This window comes from Luteimonas sp. J29, assembly GCF_000472505.1.
Taxonomy (GTDB): Bacteria; Pseudomonadota; Gammaproteobacteria; order Xanthomonadales; family Xanthomonadaceae; genus Luteimonas.
This window is the reverse complement of the sequence record NZ_AWZR01000003.1, coordinates 200,912-227,152: the sequence shown is the minus strand read 5'-3', so window position 1 is coordinate 227,152 and position 26,241 is coordinate 200,912. Positions and strand designations below refer to the sequence as shown.

The following is a 26,241-nucleotide window of genomic DNA, read 5'->3' as shown; positions in this document are numbered from 1 at the left end:
TTCCCAGGCGGCCGCGGCAAGCCGTCGGCGGACCGGCCAGTGGCCACCCTCCGGGTGCGCAAGTACTTGTTTTTCCGCTGGAAATTACTGGCCAATCGGTGCCGCGCGTGGTACCATTCCACGGTTGATTCCGGCGCGGCCGAACGGGCCCGCCGTCACGTTTTTCCGGGCGGCTGCCGGCGGCCTCGGGGAAGCACGGCACATACAGGACGCTAGCAACTCGATGACCGATCTCGCCCAGGAAATCATCCCGGTCAACCTCGAAGACGAAATGCGGCGCAGCTACCTCGATTACGCCATGAGCGTGATCGTGGGCCGCGCGCTGCCGGACGTCCGGGACGGCCTCAAGCCGGTGCACCGGCGCGTGCTGCACGCGATGAACGAGCTGGGCGCGCACAGCAACAAGCCGTACTACAAGTCGGCGCGCATCGTCGGCGACGTCATCGGCAAGTACCACCCGCACGGCGACCAGTCGGTGTACGACACCCTGGTGCGGATGGCGCAGCCGTTCTCGCTGCGCTACCTGCTGGTGGACGGGCAGGGCAACTTCGGCTCGATCGACGGCGACTCGGCCGCGGCCATGCGCTACACCGAGGCGCGCATGGCGCGCATCACCCACGAGCTGATGGCCGACATCGACAAGGAAACCGTCGACTTCGTGCCCAACTACGACGAGAAGGAGCTGGAACCGTCGGTGATGCCGACCCGGTTCCCGAACCTGCTGGTCAACGGCTCGGCCGGCATCGCGGTCGGCATGGCCACCAACATCCCGCCGCATAACCTGGGCGAGGTGGTGGACGCGCTGATCGCGCTGATCGACAACCCGGAGATCGACGTCGACGGCCTGATGGAGCACGTCCCCGGCCCCGACTTCCCCACCGGCGGCATCATCAACGGCGTCGGCGGCATCCACCTGGCCTACCGCACCGGCCGCGGCCGGGTGCGGATCCGGGCGAAGTGCGACATCGAGGTGGCCGACAACGGCCGCGAGTCGATCATAGTCACCGAGATCCCCTACCAGGTGAACAAGGCGCGGCTGATCGAGAAGATCGCCGAGCTGGTCAAGGAAAAGAAGATCGAGGGCATCTCGGAGCTGCGCGACGAGTCCGACAAGGACGGCATGCGCATCTACATCGAGATCAAGCGCGGCGAGTCGGCCGAGGTCGTGCTCAACAACCTCTACGCGCAGACCCAGCTCGAGTCGGTGTTCGGCATCAACATGGTCGCGCTGGTCGATGGCCGCCCGCAGCTGCTCGACCTCAAGCAGATCCTCGAGGCCTTCGTCCGCCACCGCCGCGAGGTGGTCACGCGCAGGACGATCTTCGAGCTGCGCAAGGCGCGCGCCCGCGCCCACGTGCTGGAAGGTCTGACCGTCGCGCTCGCCAACATCGACGAGATGATCGAGCTGATCAAGACCTCGGAGAACCCGCAGGTCGCCAGGGAGCGCATGCTCGGCCGGCTGTGGCAGCCGGGCCTGGTCGGTGCGCTGCTCGGCGCGGCCGGGGCCGAGGCCTCGCGGCCGGAGGACCTGCCGCCGGGCGTGGGCCTGCTGGCCGACGGCTACCAGCTCACCGAGACCCAGGCCCAGCAGATCCTGGAGATGCGCCTGCACCGCCTGACCGGCCTGGAGCAGGAGAAGCTGACCGAGGAGTACCGCCAGCTGCTCGAGACCATCCGCGGCCTGATCGAGATCCTCGAGGATCCGGACGTGCTGCTGGAGGTGATCCGCACCGAGCTGCGCAACGTCAAGGAAGAGTTCGGCGACGCGCGCCGCAGCGAGATCCGCGCCAGCGAGGAAGACCTCGACATCCTCGACCTGATCGCGCCCGAGGACGTGGTGGTCACGCTCTCGCACGCCGGCTACGCCAAGCGCCAGCCGGTGACGTCCTACCGCGCCCAGCGCCGCGGCGGCCGCGGCCGCAACGCCGCGACCACCAAGGACGAGGATTTCATCGACCAGCTGTGGCTGGTGAACACCCACGACACCCTGCTGACCTTCACCAGCGCCGGCCGCGTGTTCTGGTTGCCGGTGCACCAGCTGCCCGAGGCCGGCCCGAACGCGCGCGGCCGTCCGATCGTCAACTGGATCGCGCTGGAGGAGGGCGAGAAGGTGCAGGCCGTGGTGCCGGTGCGCGAGTACGCCGAGGACCGCTACGTGTTCTTCGCCACCCGCAAGGGCACGGTGAAGAAGACCCCGCTGACCGAGTTCGCCTACCGCCTGGCGCGCGGCAAGATCGCGATCAACCTCGAGGACGGCGACGCCCTGGTGGACGTCGAGCTCACCGACGGCAGCCGCGACATCATGCTGTTCGCCAGCAACGGCAAGGCGGTGCGCTTCGACGAGGCCTCGGTACGCCCGATGGGCCGCACCGCCACCGGCGTGCGCGGCATCCGCCTGGCCGAGGGCGAAGAAGTGCGCAGCCTGGTGGTGATCGACGGCGACGGCGACATCCTCACCGCCAGCGAACGCGGCTACGGCAAGCGCACCCCGCTGGCCGAGTACCCGAAGAAGGGCCGTGGCACCCAGGGCGTGATCGCGCTGCAGACCACCGCCCGCAACGGCAGGCTGGTCGGCGCGATCCAGCTGTCGGAACAGCACGAGGTGCTGCTGATCTCCGACGGCGGCACCCTGGTGCGCACCCGCGCCGCCGAGATCTCCCAGGTCGGCCGCAACACCCAGGGCGTGACCCTGATGCGGCTGGGCGAGGGTGAATCGCTGCAGGCGATCGAACGCGTAGACGCCTCGTTCGAGGGCGACGCCGAGGCATCGCCCGAGGCGGCGACCGACGCACGGACGGACGCGGGGCTGCAGCCAGGCGCCTGACGCCTTCCGCGCGCGACGGGGAACAGGGGAGGCCCGCCATTGGCGGGCCTCCTGCCGTCCGGCCTTCGCGAGCCGGGTGGCGATCGGCGCGGGCGACGGCACGATGGGAACGACCGGCGTGATCCGCGACCGCCACGGCATGGCACGCGCCCGATGGGCCGTCCTGGGGCCATCCCGCGCGGCGGTCGAAGCCCCGTGGCCGCGCCTATACTGGGTGCCTGGACGCGAGGAGGAGTCATGGGGCGGATGCTGCGTGGACGGCGGTTGCGGAGACATGCCGGCCGGTGCCTGCTGGTGCTCGGGCTGCTGCTGCTGGCGCTGGCCGGCTGCGAGCGCAACCGCACCGGGCAGTTGCCCGAGGTCAGCGGCGAGGCGATCCGGGCCGAGCGCGAGACGGTCGACGGCTTCGGCCTGGTGCGCGCCTGGCCCGACCAGGCCGACGGCACGCTGGCGATCGCACTCGAGTTCTCGCAGCCGCTGGTCGGCACCCAGGACTTCGACCGCCTGCTGACCTTCGCCGAGCCCGTCGCCGAACCCAGCGGCTGGGCGCTCTCCGACGACGGCAAGGTGCTGCGCTACCCGCACGTGAAGGCGGACAGCCACTACACCGTGCGCATCTCGGGCGACCTGGTCGCGGCCGACGGCACGCGACTGGGCAAGGACGTCGAGGAGAAGGTCTACACCGGCGAGCTGGAGCCGGTGGTCGGATTCGCCTCCCAGGGCAGCGTGCTGCCAGCGCGCGAATCGCGCGGCCTGCCGGTAGTCTCGGTGAACGTGGACGAGGTCGACGTCGAGTTCCTGCGGGTCCGGGACTCCTCGCTGCCAAAGTTCTTCGCCGACTACCAGCGCGGCGGCCGCCGCGGCAGCTGGGAGCTGGAGGCCGACTGGGGCGGGAAGTCGCCGCTGTCGCGACTCGCCGAGCCGGTGTACGTCAACCGCTTCGTGCTCGGCGGCGAGCGCAACGAGCGCGTGCTGACCTACCTGCCGGTGCAGGACATCGCCGAGCTGCAGCAGCCGGGCCTGTACTTCGCGGTGATGAAGCGCGCCGGTTCGTTCCAGGACCAGTTCGAGACCGCGTTCTTCACCGTCAGCGACATCGGCCTGCACGCGCGCGCCTACCGCGAGCGGATGTTCGTGCACACCGCCTCGCTGCGCGACGGTGGCGCGATCGGCGGGGTGGCGCTGCAGGTGCTCGACCGCCGCGGCGAGGCGATCTACCGCGCCACCACCGACGCCAACGGCAATGCCCTGATCGATTACACCCTGGACGCAGGCGACGTGCTGGTCGCCAGCCGCGGCAACGACGTCTCGATGCTGCCGTTCAACCAGCCCGCGCTGGACCTGTCGGAGTTCGCCGTGTCCGGCCGCGAACAGGCCTGGTTCGACGTGTTCGCCTGGTCGGGCCGCGACCTCTACCGCCCCGGCGAGACCGTGCGCGTCTCGGCCCTGCTGCGCGACCACGACGGGCGCCCGGTGGCGGCCAGGGAGGGCAAGGCGCAGCCGCTGTTCGTGCGGCTCAAGCAGCCCGACGGCAAGCCGTTCTTCGAGACCCGGCTCGAGCCGGGCGCGCTGGGGTACTACAGCTTCGAGCGCGAGGTGCCGGTGGATGCGCCCACGGGCCGCTGGCAGGTGGAGTTCCGCACCGATCCGGCCAGCCGCGAGGCGGTGCAGGGCATGGCCCTGCGGATCGAGGAGTTCCTGCCCGAGCGCATGAAGCTGGAGCTGGACGCGGCGCCGAAGACCCTGCGCCCGGGCCAGCCGCTCAAGCTGCAGGCGACCGGCGCCTACCTGTATGGCGCGCCCGCAGCCGGCAACCGCATCACAGCGCGCCTGACGGTGGCCGTCGAGCAGCATCCGCTCGAGGACATGCCCGGGTGGTTCTTTGGCGATCCCACCGTAGCCCTGCCGCGCGAGGCGAAGGACGTGGTCGAGGCCAGGCTCGACGATGCCGGCCGGCTGGAGCAGGACATCGCGCTGCCCGAAGAGGTGAAGGGCGACACGCCGGTCTCCGCCGTGGTCGGCGCCAGCCTGTTCGAGAGCGGCGGGCGCAGCGTCAGCCGCAGCCTGAAGCGGGTGCTGTGGCCGGCCGACGCGCTCGTCGGCGTGCGCCCGCAGTTCGACGACCGCGACGGCGCCGACGCCAACAGCAGCCCCGGGTTCGAACTGCTGCGCGTGGACGCGGACGGCAATCCGCGGCCGGCGAGGGGGCTGCAGGTGACCCTGGTGCGCGAGCACCGCGACTACCACTGGCGCCACGGCGATAACGGCTGGGAGTACGAGTTCAGCAGCCGCTACGAAAACGTCGAGTCCCGCACCGTCGACGTCGGCGACACCGCCACCCGGCTCACATTCCCCGTGGAGTGGGGCGAGTACCGGCTCGACGTGCTCGACCCGGAGACGAAGCTGGTCACCCGCTATCCCTTCCGCGCCGGCTGGAGCTGGGGCGACGGGAACCGCGGCCTCGACGCGCGCCCGGACAAGGTCAAGCTCTCGCTCGACCGCAGCGGCTACCGCGCCGGCGACACGCTCAAGGTGACGGTGACGCCGCCGCATCCGGGCAAGGGCCTGCTGCTGGTCGAGAGCGACCGGTTGCTGTACGTGCAGGAGATCGAGGCGCGCGCCGGCAGGTCGTTCGAGATCCCGGTGACCGCGGACTGGGAACGCCACGACGTCTACGTCACCGCGCTGGTGTTCCGCGGCGGCAGCGCCGCGAGCAAGGTCACGCCCGCGCGCGCGGTGGGCATGGCCCACGTGCCGATGGACCGACGCGACCGCCGCGTGGCGGTCGGCCTGCGCGCGCCCGGACGCATCGCCCCGGAAGGCCCGCTGCAGGTGGTGCTGAGCGCGCCGCAGCTGGCCGGCAAGGAGGCCTGGGCGACGGTTTCGGCCGTCGACGTGGGCATCCTCAACATCACCCGCTACCCGGTGCCGGACGCGCGCCGCCACTTCTTCGCCCAGCGCCGGCTCGGCGTGGACGCGTGGGACGTGTACGGGCGCGTGATCGAAAGCTACGAGGGCGGCACCGCGCGCCTGCGCTTCGGCGGCGACATGGCCCTGGCCGCGCTGCCGCAGGCGCGGCGGCCGACCGCCCGGGTGCAGACCGTGGACCTGTTCTCCGGCCCGGTCCGGCTCGATGCGCAGGGCAATGCGCGGGTGCGCCTGGACGTGCCCGACTTCAACGGCACGCTGCGGGTGTCGGCGCTGGTGTACTCGGCCGACAGCTACGGCAGCCGCGAGACCGAGACCCTGGTGCGTGCGCCGCTGGTGGCCGAGGCGAGCATGCCGCGGGTGCTGGCCCCGGGCGACCGCGGCACGGTCACCCTCGACCTGGCCAACTACAGCGGCCGCGACGGACGCTTCGACGTGCGGGTGGAGGGCATCGGCCCGCTGTCGGTTGCCGACGGCACGCGCCAGGTGGCGCTGGCCGCGGACGGACGCACGACGCTCAACTTCCCGGTCACCGCCGGCAATGGCCACACGGTGGCCCAGGTGCGGGTGCGCGTGGACGGCAGCGGGGTCAAGGTGGACCGCCGTTACGACCTGCCCGTGCGGGCGGCCTGGCCGGCGATCCTGCGCTCGCGTACGCGCGTGCTCGACGGCGCTGCGCCGGTGGTGCTGGATGCGTCGCTCGCGCAGGGCCTGCTGCCGGGTTCGGTGGCCGCGCGGTTCAGTGCCAGCGCCCTGCCGCCGATCCCGTTCGCCAGCGCGATCCGGGGGGCACTCGACTATCCCTACGGCTGCGCCGAGCAGACCACCAGCAAGGGCTACGCCGCGCTGCAACTCGACGAGGCCACGGTGGCGATGCTCGGCATCCGCGACGTCGACCTCCAGCGCCGGCGCCAGTACGTGGAGGGCGCGCTCGGCCGCCTGGCCTCGATGCAGCAGGCCAATGGCCACTTCTCGATGTGGGGCGACGGCAGTTACGTGAACCCGTTGCTCACCCCCTACGTCGTCGAGTTCCTGCTCGATGCGCGCGAGGGGGGCTTCAACGTGCCCGAAGGCCTGCTGCAGAAGGCGCTCGAGCGGCTGGGCGAGGACCTGCTCGCCGGTGGCGAGCAGTTCTACGGTCGCGACCACCGCTCGCACCTGCGCCTGGCCTACCAGGCGCATGCGGGTTACGCGCTGGCGCGGGTGAACCGTGCGCCGCTGGGCACCCTGCGCGCGCTGTACGACAACGACCGCAAGCACGCGCTGGGGCCGATGCCGCTGCTGCACCTGGGCCTGGCGCTGTCGCTGCAGGGCGACGGCGAGCGTGGCGGCAAGGCGATCGCCGAGGCGTTCGCGTTCAAGGGCGACCGCCCCGGCTACCTGTGGGACTATGGCAGCAGGTTGCGCGACCAGGCGCTGATGGTCGCCCTGGTGCACGAGCGCGGGATGGCGAAGCCCGAGCACACCGCGCGTGCGGTCGAGGTGGGCCGCACCCTGGACGCGCGGCGCACGGCCGGCGGGGGGCTGTACCTGAGTACCCAGGAGCAGATCGCGCTGGCGCGGCTGGGGCGGGCACTCGCGGCATCGCCCGGCCACCGCGTCGGTGGCACCCTGGCCGAGGGCGGCACCGCGCAGGAGGTGCCGCCGGCACGGATCGTGGCGCGCAGCTACGACGCGGCGGCGCTGGCCCGTGGCGTGCGTTTCGAGCCGTCGATCGCGGCCGCGGACGGCGGCGATGCGGGCGCGCGCCCGCCGCTGTTCGTCAGCATCGACGTGGCCGGCGTGCCGGCCTCGCCTCCGCCGCCCGACGCCAGCACGATCAAGGTCGAGCGCAGCTTCTACACCACCGGCGGCAAGCCGTGGACGCCGGCGCCGCTGAGGGAGGGCGACGCGCTGATCGTGGCGGTGTCGATCACCTCCGACGTGCCGGTGCGCGACGCGCTGCTCACCGACCTGCTGCCGGCGGGCCTGGAGATCGAGAACTTCAACCTCGGCGACGCGAAGCAGTGGGCCGACGTGGTGGTGGCGGGCGTCAACCTCGGCGAACGGTCCGAGGCCGCCAAGGTGCGCCACGAGGAATTCCGCGACGACCGCTACGTGGCCGCGCTGGAGCTCGACGCCGGCCGCACCGCGCGCGTGTTCTACCTCGTGCGGGCGGTGACGCCGGGCAGCTACGCGGTGCCGCCGCCGATGGTCGAGGACATGTACCGGCCCGACGTGCGCGGCGTGGGCCGCGCCGTGCCGTCCTCGATCACGGTGGTGCAGCCGTGACCTGGCGGCAGGCCCTGGATGCGGAGCGGGCGTATCGGCCGGCGGGCTGACTCCGCTGCGCATTCGCCCGGCGGGAGGGACGTGGCGTGCGTCGCCTGAAGCGGGTCTTGCCCTGGCTGCGCTGGGGCACGGTCGTGCTGCTGTCGGGACTGCTCGCGCTGGACCTGGCGTTCCCGCCGCGTCTTCCGGGCGCGCGCGACACCAGCACGATGGTGGTCGCCGCCGACGGCACGCCGCTGCGCGCGTTCGCCGATGCGGAAGGCGTGTGGCGCCTGCCCGCCACGCGCGAGGGCGTGTCGCCGCTCTACGTCCAGGCGTTGCTGGCCTACGAGGACCGCTGGTTCGACCGCCACCCCGGCGTGAATCCGTACGCGCTGCTGCGGGCCGGCTGGCAGTGGGCGCGCGGCGGCGGCATCGTCTCCGGCGGTTCGACGCTGACCATGCAGGTGGCGCGGATCCTCGACCGTCGCCCGGGTGCGACGCGCAGCCTGCCGGGCAAGCTGGCGCAGGTGCTGCGCGCATTGCAGCTCGAGGCACGCCTGTCGAAGGACGAGATCCTGGCGCTGTACCTGGAACGCGCGCCCTTCGGTGGCACGATCGAGGGCGTCGAGGCCGCGAGCTGGGCCTACCTGGGCAAGCCGGCGGCGCGCCTGTCGCACGCCGAGGCCGCGCTGCTCGCGGTCCTCCCGCAGGCACCGAGCAGGTTGCGGCCGGACCGCCATCCCGAAGCGGCGCGGGCCGCGCGCGACAAGGTGCTCGACCGCATGGCCGCGCTGGGCGTGTGGACGCCGCAACAGGTGCGGGAGGCCAAGGTCGAGGCCGTGGTCGCCCGCCGCCTGCGCCCGCCGATGTCGGCCCCGCTGCTGGCCCAGCGCCTGCGCGCGGCGCGGCCACGCGAAGAGCGCATCGTGACCACCCTCGACGCCGGCCTGCAGCGGGCGCTCGAGGCGCGGGTGGAGGCGTACTTCTCCGGGCTGCCGGAGCGGACTTCGGCTGCGCTGCTGGTCGTCGACAACCGGACAATGCAGGCGCGTGCCTACGTCGGTTCGCTCGACCTCACCGACCGCTCGCGCCTGGGCCACGTCGACATGGTCCGCGCCTGGCGCTCGCCCGGCTCCACGCTCAAGCCGTTCGTGTACGGCATGGCCCTGGACGACGGGCTGATCCATTCGCACAGCCTGCTGGTCGATGCGCCGCAGTCGTTCGGCGGCTACCGGCCCGGCAACTTCGACGCGGTGTTCAACGGACCGGTGACGGCGGCGACGGCGCTGCAGCGCTCGCTCAACGTGCCCGCGGTGGACCTGCTCGACCGGGTCGGACCGGCGCGCTTCGCCGCGCGCCTGGCGCACGCGGGGATCGAGCTGCGCTTCCCCCGCGGCGCTTCGCCCAACCTCGCGCTGATCCTGGGCGGCACCGGCGCGCGGCTGGAGGACCTCGTCGGCGCCCACGCCGCCCTGCATCGGGACGGCCTGGCCGGACGGGTGCGCTACACGCCGGAGGACCCGCTGGTGCAACGCCGCCTGATGTCGCCGGGCGCGGCCTGGATCGTGCGCGAGATCCTCGAATCCAATCCCCGGCCGGGCGAGCGCGAAGGCATGTTCGACGTGGCGCGGCGACCGCGGGTGGCATGGAAGACCGGGACCAGCTACGGCTTCCGCGACGCCTGGGCGCTGGGCGGTACGCGCCGCTACACGGTCGGGGTGTGGGTCGGGCGCCCCGATGGCACGCCGCTGCCGGGCCAGTACGGCGCGCTGACCGCGCTGCCGCTGCTGTTCGAAGTGGTCGACAGCCTGCCGCGCGAGCGCGGCGACGCCGCGCCGGTGCCGCCGCCGCCATCGGTCGAACAGCGCGAGGTGTGCTGGCCGCTCGGGACCGCCATCGAGTCGCAGCCGCCGGAACTGTGCCAGCGCCGCTTCGAGGCCTGGGTGCTCGACGGGGTGGTGCCGCCGACCCTGGCCGAGCGCGAGGCGCGCGCCTGGAGCGCAGGAATCGAGCGGTTCGAGGTCGATGCGGCCACCGGGCTGCGCCTGTCCGCCGACTGCGCCGGGCCGCACGTGACGCGTCCGGCGATGGTGGCGCGCTGGCCGGCGCTCGCCTCGCCGTGGCTGCCGTCCGCGGTGCGCCGGGCCTCGAGCCTGCCGCCGCTGTCGCCCGACTGCGCCGACGACGGACGCGGGGCGGTGGCGACGCTGCGCATCGAAGGCCTGTCCGAAGGCGCGGTGCTGGCGCATCCCCCGGGCAGCACGCGCGGGATCCGGGTGTCGCTGCGCGCGGTCGGCACCGACGCGCCGGTGCAGTGGCTGCTGGACGGGCGCAGGATCGCGACCACGCGCGGCGCCAACGCGTTCGTGCACGAGTTCGACGCTGCCGGCGCGCACCGGCTCACGGCACTGGCGGACACCGGGGCGTGGGCCAGCGTGGGCTTCCGGGTGCTGGCGCCCGACGCCACCGGCGCGGCGGCAGGCGAGGGCGACGACGCCCGCTGAGGCCGGCGACGCCCGCTGAGGCCGGCGACGCCGGGACCGGCGCGCGTTCAGCCCTGCAGCGTTTCCAGCACGTGCTCGGCGCTGGAGACCTTGAACTCCCCCGGGGCCTCGACGAACAGGTGCTTGACCACCCCGTTCTCGGCGTAGAGGGCGAATCGCTTGCAGCGGATGCCCATGCCGTAACCGCTGGCGTCCATCTCCAGGCCCAGCGCGCGGGTGAGGTCGGCATTGCCGTCCGACAGCAGCTTCAGGCCCCTGGGCACGCCCAGGCTCTCGCCCCAGGCCTGCATCACGAACGGATCGTTCACCGCCATGCAGGCGACCTCGACGCCGAGCTCGCGGAAGCGGTCGAAGTGCTTGATGAAGCCCGGCAGGTGCCGCTCGGAACAGGTGGGGGTGAAGGCGCCCGGCACGGCGAACAGCACGACCTTGCTGCCTTCGAACAGGGTGGGCGTATCGATGGCCTGCACGCCATCGTCGATGTACTTGAGCACCACTTCGGGGATGCGGTCGCCGATCTGGATGGTCATGGGGAGCCTCGCGGGGTTGGATCGCCGGCCTATCCTCGCACGGCCGCGCGCAGGCGCGCTCCGGCCGGGTCCTGCACGCGCACCGGCGGTTTCCGCCGCCACGGAAGATCGCCTGCGCCGTCGCGTTCCGGGTCCGCTGGATGGATCCGGCCGCCACGCCCCGCCGCCGGACACGCCGACCGGCCGCGGCCCGTCCGGGCGCCAGCGGCGCCGTCCGGCCCGCGCCGCCACCGCGCGTCCGCTGCGGCCCCGCGCCACGACGGAGGCGGCGACTGGGGCGCGGACAACGGAACTCGTCCGCGCCTCGCGCATCACATGCAACTGCGATCCGTTCCGCCGCGCCCCGTCCGGTGCGGCGGCGGCACCGCCGGCAAGGCGTGCCGACCCCACGGCGCATGCGGAAAAGCCTTGTCCGATGCGCCGGAACCAGCCGCAAACCCCTTGAAAACCGCACTCGCGTCCATAGATGAGGGGCATCGGCGGCCGGGGGCCGCGTACCTGACAGACAGGAGCCAGACATGAGCATCGTTCGTTACAACCAGCGTCCGACCGAGCTCGCTCTTCACGACGAGATCCGCCAGATGTTCGACCGCTTCTTCGGCGAGAACGATTCCGACGCCTCCGCGGTGGTCACCTCGCAGTGGGTGCCGCGCGTGGACATCAAGGAGGAGGCCGAGCGCTTCGTGCTCTATGCCGACCTGCCGGGTATCGACCCGCAGGACATCGAGGTGCAGATGGACAAGGGCATCCTCTCGATCAAGGGCGAGCGCAAGAGCGAGTCGAAGACCGAGACCGAGCACTTCTCGCGCGTGGAGCGCCACTACGGCATGTTCCACCGCCGCTTCGCGCTGCCCGACAGCGCCGATCCGGACGGCATCGTCGCCACGGGCCGCAACGGCGTGCTGGAGATCGTGATCCCGAAGCGGCCGGAGAGTACGCCGCGCCGGATCCAGGTCGGGGTGCAGACCGCGCACTGACCGCGGGACGCCTCCACCGGTAAACTCGCGACGGCCCGCCTGACGCGGGCCGTCGTCGTGGAGCGAGCATGCAGTTCAAGGACTACTACAGCGTGCTGGGCGTGGAGCCCAATGCCGGCGAGGCGGAGATCAAGTCCGCCTACCGCCGCCTCGCGCGCAAGTACCACCCGGACGTGAGCAAGGAGCCGGGGGCCGAGGAGCGCTTCAAGGCCGTCAACGAGGCCTACGAGGCGCTGCGCGACCCGGCCCGGCGCCGGGCCTACGACCAGCTGCGCGCCCGCGGCTACCGCCCCGGCGACGAGGTCCCGCCCGCCGGATTCGGCGGCGGCGGCGTTGGCGGCTTCGACTTCGAGGAGGTGTTCGCCGGGGGCGGCGCCGGGGGCGGTTTCAGCGATTTCTTCGAAAGCCTGTTCAGGCGCGCCGCCGGGAACGGGGCCACGGGGCCCCGGCCGGGCGCACGCCCGCAGGGCAGGGCCGACACCCGGGCGCGGCTGGCGGTCTCCCTGGAGAACGTCTACCACGGTGACAGCGTGCGGATCTCGGTCGACGGGCGTGCGTTCGACGTGCGCGTGCCGCGCGGCATCCGGCCCGGACAGGTGATCCGCCTGGCCGGCCAGGGTGCGCATGGCGGCGACCTGCTGCTGGAGATCGAGTACGCCGCCCATCCCCAGTTCGAGGTGGACGGACGCAACATCATCCATACCCTGCCGGTGGCCCCCTGGGAGGCGGCGCTGGGTGCGACCGTGAGCGTGCCGACCTTGGGCGGGCGGGTCGAGGTCAAGATCCCGCCGGGGTCCGAAGCCGGCCGCAAGCTGCGCCTGCGCGGGCGTGGCCTGCCCGGCAGCGGCGGTGCGCCGGCCGGCGACCAGCTGGTCGAACTGGAGGTCCAGGCGCCGGTCCCGCGCGACGAACGCCAGCGCGAGGCATACGCGAGGCTGCGCGACAGTTTCGGCGAATGGCGCCGCGCCTGAGCGGCGGCGCCGGGGTCAGCCCGCTTCGGGCGTGGGCTCCGGGGCGCTGCCCTGGCCGATCGTGGAGACGATCGCCTCGGTGAGCTCGGCCTCGCTGAAGGGCTTGGTCAGGTAGCCCTGCGCGCCCTGGCGCAGGCCCCAGATCCGGTCGGTGTCCTGGTCCTTGGTGGTGACCAGGATGACGGGGATGTGGCCGGTCGCGGGGTCGCGCTTGATCGTGCGCGTGGCCTGGAAACCGTTGAGGTTCGGCATCACCACGTCCATCAGGATCAGGTCGGGCAGGTGCTCCTTCGCCGCGCGCACGCCGGCCTCGCCGTCCTCGGCGGTGACTGCCTCGTGCCCGAGCTTCTCCACGATGCGGCGGATGCCCATCAGCTGCGAGGGTGAATCGTCGACGATGAGGATGCGCGCCATGTCGTGTTCCCCTTCCGGTCCCCGGATTGTAGCGGCCGGGGCGTGCTTGCCAACCGGTCCGGCTAGGGGAATGTGACCAGGGTCCGGCCGAGCGAGCCGCCCGCCAGCATCGCGTCGAACACTTCGGGCAGGCCTTCGAGCGTGGTTTCGCGGGTGCAGATGCGATCGAGGTGGCGTGGCTTCCAGTCGGACGCCAGGCGGCGCCAGACCTCCTCGCGGATGTCGCGCGCGGTGCCGGCCGAGGCGACGCCGAGCAGCGACACGCCGCGGATGATGTGCGGCATCACCGTGGTCGCGAGTTCGGGGCTGGCTGCCAGGCCGGCGCTGGCGACGTTGCCGTAGGGGCGCGTCTGCGCGAGCAGGCTCGCCAGCATGGGTCCGCCGACGTTGTCGAGCCCGCCGCCGAAGCGCACCGATTCCAGCGGCCGGGTGGTCGCCAGCGCGTCGCGGCCCAGCACTTCGGCCGCGCCCAGCGACTGCAGGTAGCCGGCCTGTTCCGCCTTGCCGGTGACCGCGTGCACGGTGTAGCCGGCGCGGCTGAAGATGTCGATGGCCAGCGAACCGACCCCGCCGGTCGCCCCCGTGACCGCGAGCGGGCCGAGCGCGGGCGCCTGCCGGTTCTCCTCCATCCGCAGCAGCGCGAGCGCGGCGGTGAAGCCCGCGGTGCCGAGAATCATGCTCTCGCGCAGCGACAGGCCGATCGGCAGGGCGATCGCCCACTTGGCCTCGATGCGTGCGTACTCCGAATAGCCGCCGTCGCGGGTCTCGCTCAGGCCGCTGCCGGTCACGAGCACCTCGTCGCCCTCGCGGAAGCGGGGGTCGGCGGAAGACACCACGTGGCCGGCCAGGTCGATGCCACCGACCAGCGGGAACTCGCGCAGGATCCGCCCCTTGCCGGTGCCGGCGAGCGCGTCCTTGAAGTTGACCGAGGAGAAGGCGACCTTGACCACGATCTCGCCGGGCGAGAGGTCGTCGAGCGTCAGGCGCTCGAGGCCGCTGCGGTAGCCGGCGGCGTCGTTGTGGATGCGGAAGGCGTTGAAGCTTCCTGGGATTGCCATTGCCCCTCCATGTCCCGGTTGCCGGATGTGGCGACCGCCGGATTGTCACACAGCCCTCGGGCAGTGGCACGGGCAGGGTCGCGGCCGGCATGAAGCGCCAGACGATTCCCGGGGCGCCTCGCGGGCGAACGCGTCGCCACGCGTGGGGGTCTTACCGCAACTCCCTGCGACGCTTCTCGTCGAGCCGCGCCAGACGATTCCCGGGGCGCCTCGCGGGCGAACGCGTCGCCACGCGTGGGGGTCTTACCGCAACTCCCTGCGACGCTTCTCGTCGAGCCACTTCGTCGCACTCGCCGGTTCGTACTCCCGAATCCAGCGGAACATGGCGTCGATATCGTCGCCGTGCCACAGGTCGGCGCGCTGGTCGGGATGCAGGAACCGCTCCTCGACCATGCGATCGATCATCGCCAGCAGCGGGCCGTAGAAGCCGTCGACGTCGAGGAACGCGCAGGGCTTGTCGCCGATGCCGAGCTGGCGCCAGGTCAGCATCTCGAACATCTCGTCGAGGGTGCCGAAGCCGCCGGGCAGGGCGACGAAGGCGTCGGACAGGTCGAACATGCGCTTCTTTCGCTCGTGCATGTTGGCCACGACCTCGAGCCGGGTCACGCCCTTGTGCGCGACCTCCCAGTTGACCAGCTGCTCGGGGATCACCCCCACCACGTCGCCGCCCGCCTGCAGCACCGCGTCGGCCACCACGCCCATCAGGCCGACGTTGCCGCCGCCGTAGACCAGCTGCAGCCCTTCGCGGGCGATGCGGTCGCCCAGGGCCATGGCGCGTTCGGTGTAGGCCGGCCGGTTGCCGGTGTTGGAGCCGCAGTAGACGCAGATGCTTCGCATGGCGGGATCGTTCGTGGGCAGGATGGTCCGGAAACGCGGACGCCGGGCGGGGCCCGGCGTCCAGGGGCGACCCGCCGGGCGGGCCGGTGGGACAGGCGGCCTCAGTTGGCCTTGTGGATCGCGCGCTTGTCCACCGCCATGGCGGCGTCGTGCACGGCCTCCGACAGGCTGGGGTGGGCGTGGCAGATGCGGGCCAGGTCGTCGGCCGAACCCTTGAACTCCATGGCCAGCACGCCCTCGTGCACCAGCTCCGACACGTTGGCGCCGACCAGGTGCATGCCCAGCACCCGGTCGGTCTCGGCGTGCGCCAGCACCTTCACGAAGCCGGTCGGCTCGGCCATGGCCACGGCGCGCCCGACCGCGGCGAACGGGAAGCTGCCGGACTTGTACGGGATGCCCTCGGCCTTGAGCTGCTGCTCGGTCTTGCCGACCCAGGCGATCTCCGGCGAGGTATAGATCACGTAGGGGATGGTCTCGAGGTTGACGTGGCCCGGCAGGCCCGCGATCAGCTCGGCCACGGCGATGCCTTCCTCGAAGCCCTTGTGCGCCAGCATCGGCCCGCGCACGCAGTCGCCGATCGCCCACACGCCGTCCACGCCGGTGTGGCAGTGCTCGTCGACCTCGATCTGGCCCCGTTCGTTGAGCTTGACCCCGGTACCCTCCGCCAGCAGGCCCTTCGTCGCGGCGCGGCGGCCCACCGCCACCAGCAGCCGGTCGACGGCCAGGGTCTGCTCGCCGTCCTTGCCGGCGTAGGCGAGGGTGACTTCCTTCTTCTTGCCCTTGCCGGTGACCTCGGCCTTGCTGACCTTGGCGCCGAGCTGGATGTCCAGGCCCTGCTTCCTGAACTCGCGCGCGGCCAGCTTGGCGACCTCGGCGTCGGCGGCCGGCAGGAACTCCGGCAGCGCCTCGAGAATGGTGACCTCGGCGCCCAGCCTGCGCCAGACGCTGCCCAGCTCCAGGCCGATCACGCCGGCGCCGATCACCGCCAGGCGCTTCGGCACCTCGGTGAAGTCCAGCGCGCCGACGTTGTCGACGATGTACTCGCCGTCGAACTTCGCGAACGGCAGCTCGATCGAGTCCGAACCCGCGGCGATGATCACGTTGGTGGCGGCCAGGTCCACCACGGAGCCGTCGTGCTGCTTCACCTTGACCACGCGCCCCGGGTGCAGGGTGGCGAAGCCGTGGAAGGCGGTGACCTTGTTGGCCTTGAACAGGGTCGCGATGCCGCCGGTGAACTGCTTCACGATGCCGTCCTTGCGGGCGATCATCGTCGGCACGTCGATCTTCGGGTTGCTGGCGCTGATGCCGTGCTGCTCGAACGAATGCACCAGGTTGTGGAACTGGTGCGAGGAGTCCAGCAGCGCCTTCGACGGGATGCAGCCCACCCGCAGGCAGGTGCCGCCGAGGGCCGGCTTGCCGTCCTTGCCGAGCGCGGCGTCGATGCAGGCGACCTTCATGCCCAGCTGCGCGGCGCGGATGGCGGCGTGGTAGCCGGCGGGGCCGGCGCCGATGACGACGACGTCGAATTGCTGCTGTTCGCTCATTTCATTCGCTCTGCTTGTTCGGGGCGGCCGGTCCGCGGCCGGTGGGGCGGCCGCGACGCCCGCCGCGGCCGCGCCGGGCTCAGAGGCCCAGCACCATGCGGCCGGGGTTCTCGAGCTGGTTCTTGATGTCGACCAGGAACAGGACCGCGTCCTTGCCGTCGATGATGCGGTGGTCGTAGGACAGCGCGATGTACATCATCGGCGCGGCCACGACCTGGCCGTTCTCGACGATCGCGCGCTCCTTGATCGCGTGCATGCCGAGGATGGCGGACTGCGGCGGGTTCACGATCGGGGTCGAGAACAGCGAGCCGAAGGTGCCGCCGTTGGTGATGGTGAAGGTGCCGCCCTGCAGGTCCTCGAGCTTGAGCCCGCCCTCGCGCGCGGCCTTGGCGAAGTCGGCGATGCCCTTCTCGACGTCGGCGAACGACATCCGCTCGACGTTGCGCAGCACCGGGGTCACCAGGCCGCGGTCGGTGGAGATCGCCACCGAGATGTCGGCATAGCCGTGGTAGATGATGTCGTCGCCGTCGACCGAGGCGTTGATGATCGGGAAACGCTGCAGCGCGTTGGCCGCGGCCTTGGCGAAGAAGCTCATGAAGCCGAGCTTGATGCCGGTTTCCTTCTGGAACTGCTCGCCCAGCTCCTTGCGCAGCGCCATGACCTTGCCGAGGTTGACCTCGTTGAACGAGGTCAGCATCGCGATCGATTCCTTCGACTGCATCAGGCGCTCGGCGATGCGCTTGCGGATGCGGGTCATCGGCACCCGCTCCTCGGGGCGCGCGCCGCCGGCGACGGCGCCGGTGCGGCCGGCGGCGAAGTTGACCAGGTCTTCCTTGGTCACCGCGCCGCGGCGGCCGGTGCCCGGCACCTGCGAGGGATCGATGCCTTCCTTCTCGGCGGTGAAGCGGGCGCCCGGCGGCAGGTCGCCGGTCTTGCCCGGCGACGACACAGGCGCGGGATGGGTCGAAGCCGGCGCGGCCGCCTCGGCCTTGGCCGCCGCCGCCTTCGGCTGCACTTCCTCGTCGCCCGCGGCGGGCTTCTCGTCCCCGGACCCGGCGCCGGCGTCGGCGGGCTTCGCCGCGCCTTCCTCGATGATCGCCAGCACCTGCTGGCTGCTGACGGTGTCGCCTTCGGAGAACTTGATCTCCTTCAGCACGCCGTCGACCGGCGAAGGGACCTCGAGCACGACCTTGTCGGTTTCAAGGTCGACCAGGTTCTCGTCGCGGCTGACGGCGTCCCCGACCTTCTTGTGCCATCCGGCGATGGTGGCGTCGGACACGGATTCGGGAAGGACCGGGACTTTGACTTCGGTGGCCATGGGACGGCGTCCTTGATGCGGTAGTGTCGGGCGGTGTTATTCGGAGGCGATCTGGTCGCCAGCCGGTTCGATGAGGGCCTGGGCGACGAGCCGGTTCTGTTCCTCGACGTGCTCGGCGAAATGGCCGACGGCGGGCGAGGGCGAACGCGGGCGCCCGGCGTAGCTGAGCGCCTGGCCCTTGGCCAGGCAGGCCTGCAGGTGGTGCTTGATCTGGTACCAGGCGCCCTGGTTCTGCGGCTCCTCCTGGCACCAGACCACCTCGGCGGCCTTGCCGTACTTCTTGAGCTCGGCGGCCAGCAGTTCGCGCGGGAACGGGTAGAGCTGCTCCACGCGGAGCAGGGCGACGTGGTCCACGCCGCGCTTGTGCGCTTCCTCGAGCAGGTCGTAGTAGACCTTGCCCGAGCACAGGACGACGCGCTTGACCTTCTTCGGGTCGGCGGAGGCATCCGGGATCAGGTGCTGGAAGCTGCCGTCGGCCAGCTCGTCGAGCGTGGACACCGCCAGCTTGTGGCGCAGCAGCGACTTCGGGCTCATCACCACCAGCGGCTTGCGCGTGGCCATCTTCATCTGCCGGCGCAGCATGTGGAAGCACTGCGCGGGCGTGGTCGGCACGCACACCAGCATGTTGTCGAGCGCGCACAGCTGCAGGAAGCGCTCCAGGCGCGCCGAGCTGTGCTCGGGGCCCTGTCCCTCGTAGCCGTGCGGCAGCAACAGGGTGAGGCCGGAGATGCGGCCCCACTTGGCCTCGCCCGAGGCGATGAACTGGTCGATCACCACCTGGGCGCCGTTGGCGAAGTCGCCGAACTGGGCTTCCCAGATGTCGAGCGTGTTCGGGTCGGCGGTGGAGAAGCCGTACTCGAAGGCCATGACCGCCTCCTCGCTGAGCAGCGAGTCGATGACGGTGGCGCGCTCGGGGCTGTCGACCAGCTGCCGCAACGGCATGAAGTACGCGTCGGTCTTCTGGTCGTGCAGGATCGCGTGGCGGTGGAAGAAGGTGCCGCGGCCGGCGTCCTGGCCGACCAGGCGCAGGCCGTGGCCCTCGGCCAGCAGGGTGGCGTAGGCCAGGTTCTCGGCGAAGCCCCAGTCGCCAGGCAGCTCGCCGGCGGTCATCTTCAGCCGGTCCTCGTAGATCTTGGCCACGCGAGGATGCAGCGACACGCCCTGCGGGATCGTGTTGATGGTCTTGGCCAGCTCGACCAGCGTGCCCTTCCTGACCCGCGTGTCGACCTTGTCCGCGAGCTTGCCCGACAGGTACCTCGACCAGTCGATGGTCAGCTCGTAGTCCTCCGGCTTGGAAGGCGCGAGCTCGGTGGTGACCTCGCCGGCGTCGAGCTTGTCGCGGTAGCCGTCGACCAGGGCCTTGGCCTCGGCCGCCGCGACCACGCCCTCCTTCTCCAGCTTCGCCGCGTACAGCTCGCGGGTGGTCGGGTGCTTGCGGATGGTCTTGTACATCAGCGGCTGGGTCGCCGCGGGCTCGTCGGCCTCGTTGTGGCCGTGGCGGCGGTAGCAGACCAGGTCGATGACCACGTCCTTCTTGAACACCTGGCGGAACTCGTAGGCCAGGCGGGCCACGAACACCACGGCTTCCGGGTCGTCGGCGTTCACGTGGAAGATCGGCGCGCCGACCATCTTCGCCACGTCGGTGCAGTACAGGGTGGAGCGCGCGTCTTCCTTGTTGCTGGTGGTGAAGCCGACCTGGTTGTTGACCACCACGTGCACGGTGCCGCCGACGTCGAAGCCGCGGGCCTTCGACATCTGGAACAGCTCCATCACCACGCCCTGGCCGGCGAACGCGGCGTCGCCGTGGATCAGGACCGGCAGCACCTGCTTGCGCTCGCTGTCGCGGCGGCGTTCCTGGCGCGAACGCACCGAGCCGGCGACCACCGGGTCGACGATCTCCAGGTGCGAGGGGTTGAAGGCCAGCGCCAGGTGGACCGGGTCGCCCGGGGTGGCGATGTCGGCGGAGAAACCCATGTGGTACTTCACGTCGCCGGCATGGGCGAGGTCGTTGTGCTCGAACTTGCCCTCGAACTCGTCGAACAGCTTGCGCGGGTTCTTGCCCAGGGTGTTGACCAGCACGTTGAGGCGGCCGCGGTGGGCCATGCCGATCACGATGTCCTTGACCTTGTCCAGGCCGGCGCGGTGGACCACCGTGTCCAGCAGCGGGATCAGCGAGTCGCCGCCCTCGAGCGAGAAGCGCTTCTGGCCGACGTACTTGGTGTGCAGGTAGCGCTCCAGGCCCTCGGCCGCGGTGAGCCGCTCGAGCACGCGGCGCTTGTCCTCGGTGCTGAGGTTGTAATCGCCGCCGGCCGCCTCCAGGCGCTGGTAGAGCCACTGGCGCTGCTCGACCTCGGGGATGTGCATGAACTCGGCGCCGATCGGCCCGGTGTAGGTCGCCTTGAGCCGGGCGAGCAGGTCGCGCAGCTTCATGCGCGGCTGGCCGGCCACGCCCCCGGTGCTGAACTCGTGGTCGAGATCGGACTCGGACAGGCTGTGGAAGGCCAGGCCCAGGTCGGGCGGGTTCATCGGCTCGGTCAGTCCGAGCGGATCGAGCTTCGCGCCCAGGTGGCCGCGCGAACGGTAGGCGGTGATCAGGCGGCCGACGTGGCGCTCGCGCTCGTCGCTGGTCCCCACCACCACGACCCCGCGCGCGGCGAGGCGGCCGGCCTCGGCGACGGCGTCGGCGATCGCCGAATGCGGGATGTCGCCGGCCTCGCGGCCGCCGAAGCTGTCGAACCAGGCTTTCCAACGGGGCCCGACGCTGTCGGGGGAGACGAGGTACTGCTCGTAGAGGTCCTCGATATAGGCGGCATTGGCGCCGAGCTGGGAGGACTGAGAAAACTGCTTGAGTAGACTGTCCACGTCGGGCGTGTGGGACTCGAAAGAGGGGGCAAATTGCTGATCCGGAAAGATTTTTCGGATTCCGGGAGCGGCTTGGAATTGCGCCCGGCATTATAGCCGCCAGACATGTGCACTTGCATCACATGCTTTGGACGAAACAGTCGCCCGGGCGTGGCGCGTGGCGCGCCGTGGTCTTCGCCGGCCTGCCCTGGAGAACGCAAAGCGGGTCGCCGGTCACGCCAGGCGCGCGGTGCGTCGCGTCGGAATCAGGCGTTTCCCGCCCTGGCCGACGTCAGAGACCGAGCGCGCGCAGTTCGCTGCACGGGCGGGAGCGCTCCCAGGTATCGTCGAATTCCGCGGTGAGCTGCCGGGTGCGGGCGCGGGCGTGATGCTCCGTTTCGCCGTCGAAACGATGGCCCAGCGGCCGGAAGAAGTATCCGCCGGCGTCGTTGGCGACCAGGGCCGAGGGCCAGTTGCGGTCCACCGGATCCTCGACTTCGCGGAACGCGACCACGCTCGGCAGGCGCTGGCCGAGCGCGATCAGCGGCGCATGCGCGCGCTGGGCGGCCATCGCGTCCTGCAGCAGCACCCGCAGCTGCGGGCCCTGGCCCCGGGTGGCGAACGTGCGCAGCGCCTCCAGCACGCGCGGATGATCGTACAGCCCCGGGTCGAGGCAGCGGCTGTAGATCCACAGGCGCCTGCGTGCGGCGGCGACCACGGCGACCGTCGCCGCCACCGCGCCGGCGCGGTCCTGCACTTCCGCGGGCCGGTCGAGCCGCCGCTGCATGGCCAGGTGGTCGATCCCGGCCTCCACGAAGGGCTCGCCGACCGGCACGAAGCCGTGGCGGCGGTAGAACTCCACCGCGCCGGCCTGGGCATGCAGGGTCACCCGCGACAGCCCGCGCTCGCGCGCGGCACGGAGCAGGGCGTGGAGCAGGGCGCTGCCCACTCCGTGCGCGCGCCACTCCGGCAGCACCGCCATGCGTCCGATCCGGCCCTCCGGGCTGAGCCGGGCGGTGCCGATCGGCTGGCCGGCTCCGTCGCGCGCGAGCACGTGGTGGCAGCGCGGGTCGAGGTCGTCGATCTCGATCGCGGGCGGCACCCCCTGTTCGCGGATGAAGACCGCCTCGCGCACCGCCCGCAGGTCGGCATGCGCGGCCTCGTAGCCGACCCCGGCGACCTGGAACGGACCCGGCGGACTCACTCCGCGGCCCCTCCGCCCATCCACTGGTAGCTGCCGGCGAGCAGCAGCTCGTGCACGGCGTCGCGGCCGGCCGGGGAGAGGGTGGCGTAGAGCGCGGCGTCGATCCGGTCGGCGCCGGCGATGCGGCGCGCGTCCGCCGCCGGCATCGGATATTCGTGTCCGGACACGTACAGGCGGCCGCCATCGGCGGCGCGGCGCCAGGCCATGCGCGCGAACGGATGCCGCTGGAGCACGCCGTCGCCGCGTTCGAGCGACCATTCGACCTCGATCCGCGACGGCGGCTCGCCGTCGCCGGCCGCCACGTCGACGCTGCGGTACCGGGTGATGAAGCGGCCGAACCAGTCGCCGAGCCGGTCCGGGTCGCGGAAGCGCAGCACGTTCAGCGCCTCAACCACGCGTGCCATCGCCGCGGCGTCGATCTCGTTGGGATCCCTGGGCGGAGCGAGGTCGGGGTCGGCGTAGCGCACCGCCTCGTCGGCCTCGGCGGCGAGGGTGTCGATGTAGTCGGTCATCAGTTCCGCCGCCGAGGGCGCGCGCATGCCCACCGAGAAGGTCAGGCACGGGTCCTCGGCGATGCCGTGGTGGGGCACGCCGGGCGGCAGGTACAGCATGTCGCCCGGTGCCAGCACCCAGTCATGGGTCGGGGTGAACTCGCGCAGCAGCTTGAGTTCGACATCCTCGCGGAAACCGAGCGGCGGGTTCGAACCGGCGTCGATCAGCCAGCGGCGGTGCCCCTTGGCCTGGAGCAGGAACACGTCGTACTGGTCGACGTGGGCGCCGACGGAGCCGCCGGTGGCGGCGAAGCTGACCATGATGTCGTCGATGCGCCAGCGCGGGATGAAGTCGAAGCGCGGCAGCAGGGCGGCGACGTCGGCGTCCCACTTGTCGACGTCCTGGACCAGCAGGGTCCAGTCGCGGTCGCCCAGGGTCGGGAACAGTTCCTCGGGGAACGGGCCGGTGCGCACGCGCCATGCGTCGCGGGCGCGGTCGTGCTGGATCAGCCGCGACAGCGCGAGCTCCTCGCAGGCCAGGCCGGCCAGGTCCTCGGGTTCGATGGGGGAGACGAACCCGGGGAACGCGGCGCGGACGAGCAGCGGGCGCTTCTGCCAGTAGTCGCGCAGGAAGCGCGCGGGCGGCATGCCCAGGGGAAGGTCGCGGCCGGCCTCGACCTCGACCGGCGGTGCGGCGCTGCGTCCGCTGGTGCGCTTGCCGCGGCTCATCCGCCTGCTCCCTCGCTGGCCAGGCGGCGCTCGAGGCGTTCTTCGGCGGCCTTGGCGTAGGCCGCGCAGGCGCCGGGATCGACGAGGGGGCGGGTCGCGGCGGGCCCCAGGCGGTCCCAGAGTGCGCTGGCGGAGGGATGCGGCGTCACCAGGATCCCGCAGTCGAGCGCCGCCACGCGGGCGAAGCTGTCCCGCAGCCGCGCCACCGCCTCGGGATGGTCGCTGAAGCGGAAGTCGTCCCGGGACACGGCGGTCAGGCTGTCGGCGTAGACCAGCGGCAGGCAGTCGTCGCCCGCGCACGAGCGCCAGGTCCAGCTGGTGCCGCCGGCCGCATGGCCGGGGGTGGGAACGGCGTGCAGCTCGACATCGCCTGCCTGCACGATGCCGGAGGCCGGGATGGGCCGCACGTCGGCGACCGGGGCGAAGTCGTCGAGCAGGCCGAACTGCGGGTCGCTCGGGTCGCTGGCGCCGCGACGCAGGGTCTCGATCGCCTCCTTGGGCGCGTAGACCGGCGCGCCGGTGGCCGCCTGCACCGCGGCCAGGCCGCCGGCGTGGTCGAAGTGCTCGTGGGAGAAGACGATGGCCCGCACGTCCGCCGGATCGAAGCCGAGCGTGCGGATGTTGGCCAGGACCTGCTCCCCCGCCGCCGGCGTGGCGCCGTCGACCACCACGTGCCCGCCGGGGGAGGTCACCAGCAGCGCGCTGATGCCGCAGGTCCCCACGTACCAGGTGTCGCCGTGGACGTGGAACGGCGTGGCCGGTTCGTCCCAGCCCGAATCGTCGCGGCAGGCGGGGATCGGCCAGTCCGCCGACGCCGCGGCGGTGGCCGGCCCGTCCTGCGCCGTGGCCGTGGGCGTGGGCGCGGGCGCCTCGCCGGCGGAACAGGCCACCAGCGCGACCAGGGCGGCGCATGCGATGGGGAAGCGTCGTGTCATGTCGTGATCCCGTCGTAGCCCTTGCCGAGGAACTGCAGCAGGCACCAGCCATGGCCGAAGGGATCGGCCAGCTGCGCGATCCGGCCCCAGGCCGCATCGCGCGCCGCGCCTTCCTGGCGGGCGCCGGCGTCGAGCGCGCGCGCCAGCGCGGCGTCGAGATCGTCGACCACCACGTCCACGTGCACCGGCGTCCAGTGCCGGGCATAGGTGCGCGGCTGGTCGCCGGCGCCCAGGCTGCCGGGCGGTTTCTGCAGCAGGTAGATGGGCGCCTGGGCGCCCAGGAGTTCGAGCACGTCGTCGCCGAGGCGGCGTCCTTCGCGCAGGCCGAACGCTTCGACGTAGAACCGCCTGGCCGCGGCCAGGTCGGGGACGTCGATATTCAGCAGCAGGCGCATGGTTCAGATGCCGGAGGCCAGCTCCGCGGCGAGGCCGGTGTAGCTGGCCGGGGTCATCGCCAGCAGGCGCTCGCGGTCCGCCTCGGGCAGGTCCAGCGACTGGATGAACTGGCGCATCGAGTCGGCGGTGATCCCCTGGCCGCGGGTCAGCGCCTTGAGCTGCTCGTAGGGATTGGGTAGCCCGTGGCGGCGCATGACCGTCTGCACCGCCTCGGCCAGCACCTCCCACGCGGCGTCGAGGTCGGCGGCCAGGCGCTCGGGATTGGCCCCCAGCTTGCCCAGGCCGCGCAGCAGCGCGTCGAAGCCGATCAGGGCGTGGCCGAAGGCCGTGCCCAGCGCGCGCAGCACGGTCGAGTCGGTGAGGTCGCGCTGCCAGCGGCTGATCGGGAGCTTGGCCGCGAAATGCTCGAAGAGCGCGTTGGCGATGCCGAAGTTGCCTTCCGCGTTCTCGAAGTCGATCGGGTTGACCTTGTGCGGCATGGTCGAACTGCCGACCTCGCCGGCGACCACCGCCTGGCTGAAGTAGCCCAGCGAGATGTAGCCCCAGACGTCGCGGCACAGGTCGATCGCGATGGTGGCGATGCGCTTGTGCGCGTCGCACAGTTCGGCGATGTAGTCGTGCGGTTCGATCTGGGTGGTGTAGGGGTTGAACTCCAGCCCCAGCGACTCGACGAAGCGGCGCGCGAACGCGGGCCAGTCCACGTCCGGGTAGCTGGCGACGTGGGCGTTGTAGTTTCCCACCGCGCCATTGATCTTTCCGCAGATGGCGACCCCGGCCAGCTGGTCGCGCTGGCGCTGCAGGCGCGCGACCACGTTGGCGATCTCCTTGCCCACCGTGGTCGGCGACGCGCTCTGGCCGTGGGTGCGCGAGAGCATCGGCAGCGACGCGTGCGCGTGGGCCATCGCCCGCAGCTTCGCCACCACCTCGTCCAGGCGCGGCAGCAGCACCTCGCGCCGGGCGCGGTCCAGCATCAGCGCGTAGGACAGGTTGTTGATGTCCTCGCTGGTGCAGGCGAAGTGCACGAATTCCAGCGCCTGGGCCAGGCCGGCGCGCGACTGCAGCCGTTCCTTGATGAAGTACTCGACCGCCTTGACGTCGTGGTTGGTGGTGCGCTCGATCTCCTTGACCCGGGCCGCGTCGGCCGGGGTGAAGTCGCGCCACAGCGCCTGCAGCGCGTCCGCCTGGGCGGCGTCGAAGGGCGGCAGCTCGGCGATCCCCGGCTCGGCGGCCAACGCCAGCAGCCATTCGATCTCCACCCGCACCCGCGCGTGGATCAGGCCGAACTCGGAGAAGACCGGGCGCAACGCGCCGACCTTGGACGCGTAGCGGCCGTCGAGCGGCGAAAGGGCGAGCAGGGAGGCGTCTTGCGGGTCGGTGGCGGGCATTCGGGGCATCCGGCGCGGGGAACCAGGCCGCCTATTCTAGTGGCCGGCGGCCGTGGCCGTGGCCGCGGCCCGGCTCACGTATCCTGTCCCGGGCAGCGACGA

The 26,241-nt window shown here is 71.8% G+C and carries 17 protein-coding genes; 5 read left to right on the top strand and 12 right to left on the bottom strand.

What is annotated here, in order from left to right; translation table 11 throughout:
- Window positions 1-223: 223 nt before the first annotated feature.
- The 3 genes from gyrA (at window position 224) to pbpC (ending at window position 10,509) form a co-directional block, all read left to right on the top strand.
- Window positions 224-2,824, top strand: coding sequence for a DNA gyrase subunit A (gene gyrA, locus LUTJ29_RS0106040; protein WP_027071748.1), 2,601 nt, complete (start codon window positions 224-226; stop codon window positions 2,822-2,824).
- Between the two features lie 246 nt (window positions 2,825-3,070).
- Window positions 3,071-8,023: an alpha-2-macroglobulin gene (locus LUTJ29_RS0106035; protein WP_051322757.1), complete on the top strand. Its 4,953-nt coding sequence runs from the start codon at window positions 3,071-3,073 to the stop codon at window positions 8,021-8,023.
- A gap of 86 nt (window positions 8,024-8,109) precedes the next feature.
- On the top strand, window positions 8,110-10,509 hold the full coding sequence (pbpC, locus tag LUTJ29_RS16390; protein WP_051322756.1) for a penicillin-binding protein 1C: 2,400 nt from the start codon (window positions 8,110-8,112) through the stop codon (window positions 10,507-10,509).
- A 47-nt stretch (window positions 10,510-10,556) separates the two neighbouring features.
- Here the strand turns inward: pbpC and LUTJ29_RS0106025 are convergent, their stop codons facing one another.
- Window positions 10,557-11,039, bottom strand: a complete 483-nt coding sequence (locus LUTJ29_RS0106025; protein WP_027071746.1) for a peroxiredoxin — start codon at window positions 11,037-11,039, stop codon at window positions 10,557-10,559.
- Window positions 11,040-11,557: 518 nt separating this feature from the next.
- Between LUTJ29_RS0106025 and LUTJ29_RS0106020 the strand changes: the two genes are divergently transcribed.
- A complete protein-coding gene (locus LUTJ29_RS0106020) occupies window positions 11,558-12,016 on the top strand; it encodes an Hsp20/alpha crystallin family protein (protein ID WP_027071745.1) in 459 nt (152 codons plus the stop codon).
- Between the two features lie 68 nt (window positions 12,017-12,084).
- A complete protein-coding gene (locus LUTJ29_RS0106015) occupies window positions 12,085-12,987 on the top strand; it encodes a DnaJ C-terminal domain-containing protein (RefSeq protein WP_027071744.1) in 903 nt (300 codons plus the stop codon).
- A 15-nt stretch (window positions 12,988-13,002) separates the two neighbouring features.
- On the opposite strand, the gene pilH is transcribed toward LUTJ29_RS0106015, so the two are convergent.
- From pilH to purB, 11 genes are all read right to left on the bottom strand, one after another.
- A complete protein-coding gene (gene pilH / locus LUTJ29_RS16385; RefSeq protein ID WP_043740595.1) occupies window positions 13,003-13,401 on the bottom strand; it encodes a twitching motility response regulator PilH in 399 nt (132 codons plus the stop codon).
- A gap of 62 nt (window positions 13,402-13,463) precedes the next feature.
- Window positions 13,464-14,459 (bottom strand): YhdH/YhfP family quinone oxidoreductase, encoded by a 996-nt coding sequence (locus LUTJ29_RS0106005; RefSeq protein ID WP_027071743.1) that lies wholly within the window; start codon window positions 14,457-14,459, stop codon window positions 13,464-13,466.
- Window positions 14,460-14,702: 243 nt separating this feature from the next.
- Window positions 14,703-15,296 (bottom strand): TIGR00730 family Rossman fold protein, encoded by a 594-nt coding sequence (locus tag LUTJ29_RS0106000; RefSeq protein ID WP_027071742.1) that lies wholly within the window; start codon window positions 15,294-15,296, stop codon window positions 14,703-14,705.
- 101 nt (window positions 15,297-15,397) lie between these two features.
- Complete coding sequence (gene lpdA, locus LUTJ29_RS0105995; protein WP_027071741.1) at window positions 15,398-16,840, bottom strand: dihydrolipoyl dehydrogenase; 1,443 nt, start codon at window positions 16,838-16,840, stop codon at window positions 15,398-15,400.
- Between the two features lie 79 nt (window positions 16,841-16,919).
- Window positions 16,920-18,158, bottom strand: a complete 1,239-nt coding sequence (gene sucB / locus LUTJ29_RS0105990; protein ID WP_027071740.1) for a dihydrolipoyllysine-residue succinyltransferase — start codon at window positions 18,156-18,158, stop codon at window positions 16,920-16,922.
- A gap of 36 nt (window positions 18,159-18,194) precedes the next feature.
- Window positions 18,195-21,020 (bottom strand): 2-oxoglutarate dehydrogenase E1 component, encoded by a 2,826-nt coding sequence (locus LUTJ29_RS0105985; RefSeq protein WP_027071739.1) that lies wholly within the window; start codon window positions 21,018-21,020, stop codon window positions 18,195-18,197.
- 271 nt (window positions 21,021-21,291) lie between these two features.
- Window positions 21,292-22,143, bottom strand: a complete 852-nt coding sequence (locus LUTJ29_RS0105980) for a GNAT family N-acetyltransferase (protein ID WP_232221164.1) — start codon at window positions 22,141-22,143, stop codon at window positions 21,292-21,294.
- Between the two features lie 56 nt (window positions 22,144-22,199).
- Window positions 22,200-23,423 carry a cupin domain-containing protein gene (locus tag LUTJ29_RS0105975; RefSeq protein WP_027071737.1) on the bottom strand — a complete coding sequence of 408 codons (1,224 nt, stop codon included), beginning with the start codon at window positions 23,421-23,423 and terminating at the stop codon, window positions 22,200-22,202.
- A complete protein-coding gene (bla, locus tag LUTJ29_RS0105970) occupies window positions 23,420-24,358 on the bottom strand; it encodes a subclass B3 metallo-beta-lactamase (protein ID WP_051322755.1) in 939 nt (312 codons plus the stop codon). The genes LUTJ29_RS0105975 and bla overlap by 4 nt, the downstream gene beginning before the upstream one ends.
- On the bottom strand, window positions 24,355-24,753 hold the full coding sequence (locus LUTJ29_RS0105965) for a VOC family protein (RefSeq protein WP_027071735.1): 399 nt from the start codon (window positions 24,751-24,753) through the stop codon (window positions 24,355-24,357). Before LUTJ29_RS0105965 ends, bla begins: the two co-directional genes overlap by 4 nt.
- A gap of 3 nt (window positions 24,754-24,756) precedes the next feature.
- Window positions 24,757-26,139, bottom strand: coding sequence for an adenylosuccinate lyase (gene purB, locus LUTJ29_RS0105960; RefSeq protein WP_043740592.1), 1,383 nt, complete (start codon window positions 26,137-26,139; stop codon window positions 24,757-24,759).
- Window positions 26,140-26,241: the final 102 nt, after the last annotated feature.

Bases quoted from the DNA above. Each gene is read 5' to 3' on its own strand.
- gyrA (WP_027071748.1), top strand. From the start codon at position 224: ATGACCGATCTCGCCCAGGAAATCATCCCGGTCAACCTCGAAGACGAA.
- LUTJ29_RS0106035 (WP_051322757.1), top strand. From the start codon at position 3,071: ATGCTGCGTGGACGGCGGTTGCGGAGACATGCCGGCCGGTGCCTGCTG.
- LUTJ29_RS0106025 (WP_027071746.1), bottom strand. From the start codon at position 11,039: ATGACCATCCAGATCGGCGACCGCATCCCCGAAGTGGTGCTCAAGTAC.
- LUTJ29_RS0106020 (WP_027071745.1), top strand. From the start codon at position 11,558: ATGAGCATCGTTCGTTACAACCAGCGTCCGACCGAGCTCGCTCTTCAC.
- LUTJ29_RS0106015 (WP_027071744.1), top strand. From the start codon at position 12,085: ATGCAGTTCAAGGACTACTACAGCGTGCTGGGCGTGGAGCCCAATGCC.
- pilH (WP_043740595.1), bottom strand. From the start codon at position 13,401: ATGGCGCGCATCCTCATCGTCGACGATTCACCCTCGCAGCTGATGGGC.
- LUTJ29_RS0106005 (WP_027071743.1), bottom strand. From the start codon at position 14,459: ATGGCAATCCCAGGAAGCTTCAACGCCTTCCGCATCCACAACGACGCC.
- LUTJ29_RS0106000 (WP_027071742.1), bottom strand. From the start codon at position 15,296: ATGCGAAGCATCTGCGTCTACTGCGGCTCCAACACCGGCAACCGGCCG.
- lpdA (WP_027071741.1), bottom strand. From the start codon at position 16,840: ATGAGCGAACAGCAGCAATTCGACGTCGTCGTCATCGGCGCCGGCCCC.
- sucB (WP_027071740.1), bottom strand. From the start codon at position 18,158: ATGGCCACCGAAGTCAAAGTCCCGGTCCTTCCCGAATCCGTGTCCGAC.
- LUTJ29_RS0105975 (WP_027071737.1), bottom strand. From the start codon at position 23,423: ATGAGCCGCGGCAAGCGCACCAGCGGACGCAGCGCCGCACCGCCGGTC.
- bla (WP_051322755.1), bottom strand. From the start codon at position 24,358: ATGACACGACGCTTCCCCATCGCATGCGCCGCCCTGGTCGCGCTGGTG.
- LUTJ29_RS0105965 (WP_027071735.1), bottom strand. From the start codon at position 24,753: ATGCGCCTGCTGCTGAATATCGACGTCCCCGACCTGGCCGCGGCCAGG.
- purB (WP_043740592.1), bottom strand. From the start codon at position 26,139: ATGCCCGCCACCGACCCGCAAGACGCCTCCCTGCTCGCCCTTTCGCCG.